Below are 6095 nucleotides of genomic sequence, written 5' to 3'. Positions count from 1 at the left end.
CGGGCCATCGCCCCGCGGGCGCCCGCCGCCGCGGTCGGCGCCGAGGGTGAGGCCGTCGTACGAGCCCGCCGGGCCCTCCTCGGCCGCGAACCCGTCGTCCTCCGGCACCCCGGCGACGGCGTCCGCGCCGCCCCCGCGCTCCCGGCTCGTGGCCACCGCCCGCAGCCGGTCCACCGCGCCGTCCATCGCGAACTGGGCCGCGCCCAGCCCCTCCACGACGTAACCGCGGCGGGCCTGGCCCGTCTCCTCGAACGCCGACAGCACCCGGTACGCCGCGGAGAAGCCGCCCTCCACGCCTTCCGCCGCCACCGCGCCGCGCGTGACCACGCCGTGCCGGTCCAGCAGCGTGCGGGCCAGGGCGTGGGCGCGGTGCGTGGCGTCCGGTTCGCGCCCGGGCAGCAGGGACCAGCGGCCGGAGACGGTCGGCGGGCCGTTCCGGGACGCGGTGCGGGCGGCGCCCGCGACCGCCAGGCTGCCGTAGCGCCCGCGCGGCGCGGGCCGCTTCGCACGGTGCGCGGTCGCGCCCGCGGTGCGGCCCGAGCCGAGCAGGGCCCGTAGCGGGCCGAGGGTGTCGTTCGTCAGCCGCCCGGACCAGGCCAGGTCCCAGACGGCGTCGGCGAGCTGCGCGTCGGTGACGTCCGGGTGGGCGGCGCGGACCTGCTCGGCGATCTGCCGGAAGAAGAGCCCGTAGCCGCCGGTCAGGGCGGTCAGCACGGCCTGGTGCAGGGGGGTGGCCTCCAGCGGGTGCGGCTCGTGCAGCAGCAGCGGCGCGGAGTCCGCGGGATACAGGGAGATCCAGCCGTCCTTGCCGGGCAGCGCGCCGGCGCCGGCCCAGATCACCTCGCCCGAGTTCGTCAGCTCGTCGAGCATCGTCGGTACGTACCCCGCGACCCGCGCCGGCAGCACCAGCTTCTCCAGCGCCGACGCCGGCACCGGCGCGCCCTGCAACTGCTCCACCGCCCGGAGGAGGCCGTCGGTGCCGCGCAGGCTGTGGGTGCCCAGGTGCTGCCACCGCGGGAGGAACGCCGCGAGGGCGGCCGGGGCGACGGGCTCCAGCTCCTCGCGCAGCGCGGCCAGCGACCGGCGCCGCAGCCGCCGCAGCACCGCCGCGTCGCACCACTCCTGACCGATGCCGGCCGGATGGAACTCGCCCTGCACCGTCCGCCCCGCCGCCGCGAGGCGCTGCAGCGCGCCGTCGGTGACCGCCGCGCCCAGGCCGAAGCGGGCCGCGGCCTGCCCGGAGGTGAACGGCCCGTGCGTACGGGCGAAGCGCGCCAGCAGGTCGCCCAGCGGGTCGGCCACCGGCTCCGTGAACGCCTCCGGCACGCCCACCGGCAGCGCCGTCCCCAGCGCGTCCCGCAGCCGGCCGGCGTCCTCGACGGCTGCCCAGTGCGGCTCCCCCGCGAGCCGCACCCGGATCGCCCGGCGGGCGCGCTCCAGCTCGCGCGGCCACGCCGGCTCCGCGCCGCGCTCCGCCAGCTCCCCGTCCGTCAGCGGCCCGAGCACGCGCAGCGCGTCCGCGACGCCCTCGGCGTCCTTGATCCGCCGGTCGTCCGTGCGCCACTGCAGCTCGCGCTCCAGCTCCGTCAGCACCTCGACGTCCAGCAGCTCGCGCAGCTCCGCCTGCCCCAGCAGCTCGGCGAGCAGCCGGGAGTCCAGCGACAGGGCCGCCGCCCGGCGCTCGGCCAGCGGCGAGTCGCCCTCGTAGAGGAACTGCGCCACGTAGCCGAAGAGCAGCGAGCGGGCGAACGGCGACGGCTCCTGCGTCGTCACCTCCACCAGCCGCACCCGGCGGTTCTCGACGTCGCCCATCAGCTCCGTCAGCCCCGGGACGTCGAAGACGTCCTGCAGGCACTCGCGCACGGCCTCCAGCACGATGGGGAACGAGCCGAACTCGCTGGCCACCTGGAGCAGCTGGGAGGCGCGCTGGCGCTGCTGCCACAGCGGCGTCCGCTTGCGCGGGTCGCGGCGGGGCAGCAGCAGCGCGCGGGCGGCGCACTCGCGGAACCGGGAGGCGAAGAGCGCCGAGCCGCCCACCTGGTCGGTGACGACCTGCTCGACCTCGCCCTTGTCGAAGACGACGTCGGCCGCGCCGACCGGCGACTGCCCGTCGTCCCCGGCCGCGTCCGCCACCCCGCCGCCGGCGGCCGGCGCCGGGTCGACGTCCAGCAGGTCGAGGCCCATCAGGTCGGTGTCGGGCAGGCGCAGCACGATGCCGTCGTCGGCGTGCATGACCTGGGCGTCCATCCCGTACCGCTCGGTGAGGCGGGCGCCGAGCGCCAGCGCCCACGGGGCGTGCACCTGCGCGCCGAACGGCGAGTGCACCACGACCCGCCAGTCGCCCAGCTCGTCCCGGAAGCGCTCCACGACGATCGTCCGGTCGTCCGGCACGTGCCCGCAGGCCGCGCGCTGCTCCTCCAGATACGCGATGACGTTCCCCGCGGCCCACGCGTCCAGCCCAGCCGCCCGCAGCCGCTCCTGCGCCGCCGCACGGTCCATGCCGCTCAGCTCGCGCAGGAACGCGCCCAGCGCCCGGCCCAGCTCCAGCGGCCGGCCCAGCTGGTCGCCCTTCCAGAACGGCAGCCTGCCCGGCGCCCCCGGGGCGGGGGAGACCAGCACCCGGTCCCGGGTGATGTCCTCGATGCGCCACGACGTCGTGCCGAGCGTGAACACGTCGCCGATGCGCGACTCGTAGACCATCTCCTCGTCCAGCTCGCCGACCCGGCCGCCGCCCTTCTTCGGATCCGCCCCGGCGAGGAAGACGCCGAACAGGCCGCGGTCCGGGATCGTGCCGCCGGAGGTGACGGCGAGCCGCTGGGCACCCGGGCGGCCCCTGACGGTCTGCGCCACCCGGTCCCACACCACCCGCGGGCGCAGCTCGGCGAAGGCGTCGGAGGGATAGCGCCCGGCGAGCATGTCGAGCACGGCCGTGAACGCCGACTCCGGCAGCGCGGCGAACGGTGCCGCCCGCCGCACCAGCGCCAGCAGCTCCCCCACGTCCCACTCGTCCATCGACGTCATCGCCACGACCTGCTGCGCCAGCACGTCCAGCGGGTTGGCCGGGATCCGCAGCGCCTCGATGGCGCCCTCGCGCATCCGCTCCGTGACCACCGCCGACTGCACCAGGTCGCCGCGGTACTTGGGGAAGACCACGCCCCGCGACACCGCGCCCACCTGGTGCCCCGCGCGGCCCACCCGCTGCAGCCCGGACGCCACCGCCGGCGGCGACTCGACCTGCACCACCAGGTCCACCGCGCCCATGTCGATGCCCAGCTCCAGGCTGGAGGTGGCGACCACGGCCGGCAGCCGCCCCGCCTTCAGCTCCTCCTCCACCCGGGCCCGCTGCTCCTTGGAGACCGAGCCGTGGTGCGCGCGGGCGATCACCGGGGGCGCGCCCTGCGCCGCGCCGGACTGGGCCATGATCTCCGCGGGCGGCGGGGCGTCCTCCGCGACCGGCTCACCGACCGCGCGCTCGTACGCGATCTCGTTCAGCCGGTTGCACAAACGCTCCGCGAGCCGGCGCGAGTTGGCGAAGACGATCGTCGAGCGGTGCTCCGCCACCAGGTCGGCGATGCGCTCCTCCACATGCGGCCAGATGGACGGCCGGTCGGCGCCGGCGCCCTCGTCCTGCGCGGGCGGGCCGCCCAGCTCCCCCATGTCCTCCACGGGCACGACGACGGAGAGGTCGAAGCGCTTCTCCGACGGCGGCTGCACGACCTCGACCCGCCGCCCCGGCGACAGGAACCGGGCGACCTCCTGCACCGGCCGGACCGTCGCCGACAGCCCGATGCGGCGCGCGGGGCGGGGCAGCAGCGCGTCCAGCCGCTCCAGGGAGAGCGCCAGGTGGGCACCGCGCTTCGTCCCCGCCACGGCGTGCACCTCGTCCAGGATCACGGTCTCCACCCCGGCCAGGGCGTCCCGCGAGGCGGAGGTCAGCATCAGGAACAGCGACTCGGGCGTGGTGATGAGGATGTCCGGCGGACGGTTCGCGATCGAGCGGCGCTCGGCCGCGGGGGTGTCCCCGGAGCGGATGGCCACCCGCACCTCCGGCTCCGGGCGGCCGAGCCGGACGGCCTCCTGCCGGATGCCGGTCAGCGGGCTGCGCAGATTCCGCTCGACGTCGACGGCGAGGGCCTTGAGGGGCGACACGTACAGCACGCGGCAGCGCTTGCGCGCCTCCGCCGGCGGCGGGGCCGCCGTCAGCCCGTCCAGCGCGGAGAGGAACGCCGCCAGCGTCTTGCCCGAGCCCGTCGGCGCCACGACCAGCACGTCCGAGCCCTCGCCCAGCGCCCGCCAGGCGCCCTCCTGGGCCGCCGTGGGCGCGGCGAAGGCGCCCTCGAACCATGCCCGGGTCGCCGGGTCGAACGTCTCCAGCACCGATCTCGCCATGTGAACCATCGTGCACCCGGCCACTGACACCCAGCACACTTGTCGCCATGGGGTCGCGTACGGCGCGGGCGCCGGGCGGCGCCGACGGCGAGTGGGCCCGGCACTGGCGCTACACCAGCCTGCCCGGCCTCGACCTGCTGCGCGCCCGCTACGTCGGACACACGTTCCCCGCCCACGCCCACGACGGCTACGTCTTCGGCGCCGTCACCGCCGGCGTGGAGGCCGTCGGCATGCCGGACGGCGTGCTGCTCGCCGGCCCCGGCACCGTCGTCATGATCAACCCCGAGGTGCCGCACACCGCCCGCGCCGGCGCCGCCGAGGGCTGGTCGTACGCGACGCTCTACCCGTCCGCCGGCCTGGTCGCCGAGGTGGCGGCGGAGGTCACCGCCATCCGCGGCACCGCAGGCTTCGGCGAGCCGATGGTCGACGACCCCGGCGGCTCGCGGCTCATCGCCGACGTCCACCGCGCCGCCGAGGAGGACGACCCGCTGGCCGCCGACAGCGTGCTCCGCGTCGTGCTGGCCCGCCTGCTGCGCCGCCACGGCGCGCGGCTGCCGGGGCGCGCGGTGGCGTCCGCGGGCGCGCGGACCGCCGCGCGGGCGCCGGCGCTGCTGTACGAGCGGATGGCGGCGCCCCCGACGCTGGAGGCGCTGGCGGCGGAGCTGGGCACGTCGCCGTTCGCGCTGCTGCGGGCGTTCAAGGAGGCGTACGGCACGCCGCCGCACCGCTGGCTGACCGACGCCCGGGTGCGCCGCGCGCGCCGGCTGCTGGACGAGGGGCTGCGGCCGGCGGAGGCCGCGGTGGCCGTGGGGTTCACCGACCAGCCGCATCTCAACCGGCACTTCACCCGGATCGTGGGCGTCCCCCCGGGCGCGTACCGGCGGGAGCGGGCCGGCTGAAGGGGGCGGCGTTCCGGCCTCCCGCCAGGGCGCAAGAACGTACAAGACCTGTCAGAACCCGACCGCATAACGTCCGGCGCATGGCCACAGACGCACAGCCTCCGCCCACCGCCGATCCCGCGCCCGAGGACCGCGCCGCGCTGCGCGACGGCCTCGGGGTCGGCGTCGCCGTCGGGATCTCCGGGTTCGCCTTCGGCGTCACCGCGGCCGGCTCCGGGCTCAGCGCCGCGCAGGCGTGCGCCATGAGCCTGCTGATCTTCACCGGCGCCTCGCAGTTCGCCCTCGCCGGCGCGGTGGCCGCGGGCGGCGGCCCGTTCGCCGCCGCAGCCGGCGCGTTCTTCCTCGGCGTACGGAACGCGTTGTACGGGCTGCGCCTCGCCCCCATGCTCCGGCTGCCCCGGGCGCTCCGGCCGCTCGCCGCCCAGTGGGTGATCGACGAGACGACCGTCGTCACCATCGCCCGGTCCACCCGCCGCGCCCAGCGCATCGCCTTCGTCGTCACCGGGCTGACCCTGTACGTCTGCTGGAACGTCACCACCCTCGTCGGCGTGCTCGGCGCCGAGGCCATCGGCGACACCGCCGCGTGGGGGCTGGACGCCGCCGGGCCGGCGGTGTTCCTGGCGCTGGTGGGGCCGATGCTGACCGGGACCGTGGAGCGGGCCACCGCGGCCGTCGCCGTGGTGCTCGTGCTCGGCACCCTGCCGGTGCTGCCCGCCGGGACGCCGGTGCTGGTGGCCGCGCTGGCCGCGCTGCTGGTGCTGGCGCTGCACGGCCGCCGAACGCGCGGGCGCGCGCGGGACGACGCCG

General features: G+C 77.2%; 3 protein-coding genes. 2 read left to right on the top strand and 1 reads right to left on the bottom strand.

Annotated features, from left to right (window positions below; all coding sequences use genetic code 11):
* Nucleotides 1–4389, bottom strand: a 4389-nt coding sequence (locus ABD317_RS32470; RefSeq protein ID WP_344294724.1) for an Lhr family ATP-dependent helicase, incomplete at its 3' end; no start/stop codon positions are given.
* 47 nt (nucleotides 4390–4436) lie between these two features.
* Between ABD317_RS32470 and ABD317_RS32465 the strand changes: the two genes are divergently transcribed.
* Together ABD317_RS32465 and ABD317_RS32460 are read left to right on the top strand one after the other, a co-directional pair.
* Complete coding sequence (locus tag ABD317_RS32465; RefSeq protein ID WP_344294722.1) at nucleotides 4437–5288, top strand: AraC family transcriptional regulator; 852 nt, start codon at nucleotides 4437–4439, stop codon at nucleotides 5286–5288.
* An 80-nt stretch (nucleotides 5289–5368) separates the two neighbouring features.
* Nucleotides 5369–6095, top strand: a 727-nt coding sequence (locus ABD317_RS32460; protein ID WP_344294720.1) for an AzlC family ABC transporter permease, incomplete at its 3' end; no start/stop codon positions are given.

This window comes from Streptomyces synnematoformans (assembly GCF_039531005.1).
GTDB lineage: Bacteria > Actinomycetota > Actinomycetes > Streptomycetales > Streptomycetaceae > Streptomyces > Streptomyces synnematoformans.
The sequence above is the reverse complement of the archived record's forward strand: the minus strand, read 5'-3'. Positions and strand labels throughout refer to the sequence as shown.

Excerpts from the sequence above, each read along its gene's own strand:
- ABD317_RS32465 (WP_344294722.1), top strand. The coding sequence starts at position 4,437 with ATGGGGTCGCGTACGGCGCGGGCGCCGGGCGGCGCCGACGGCGAGTGG.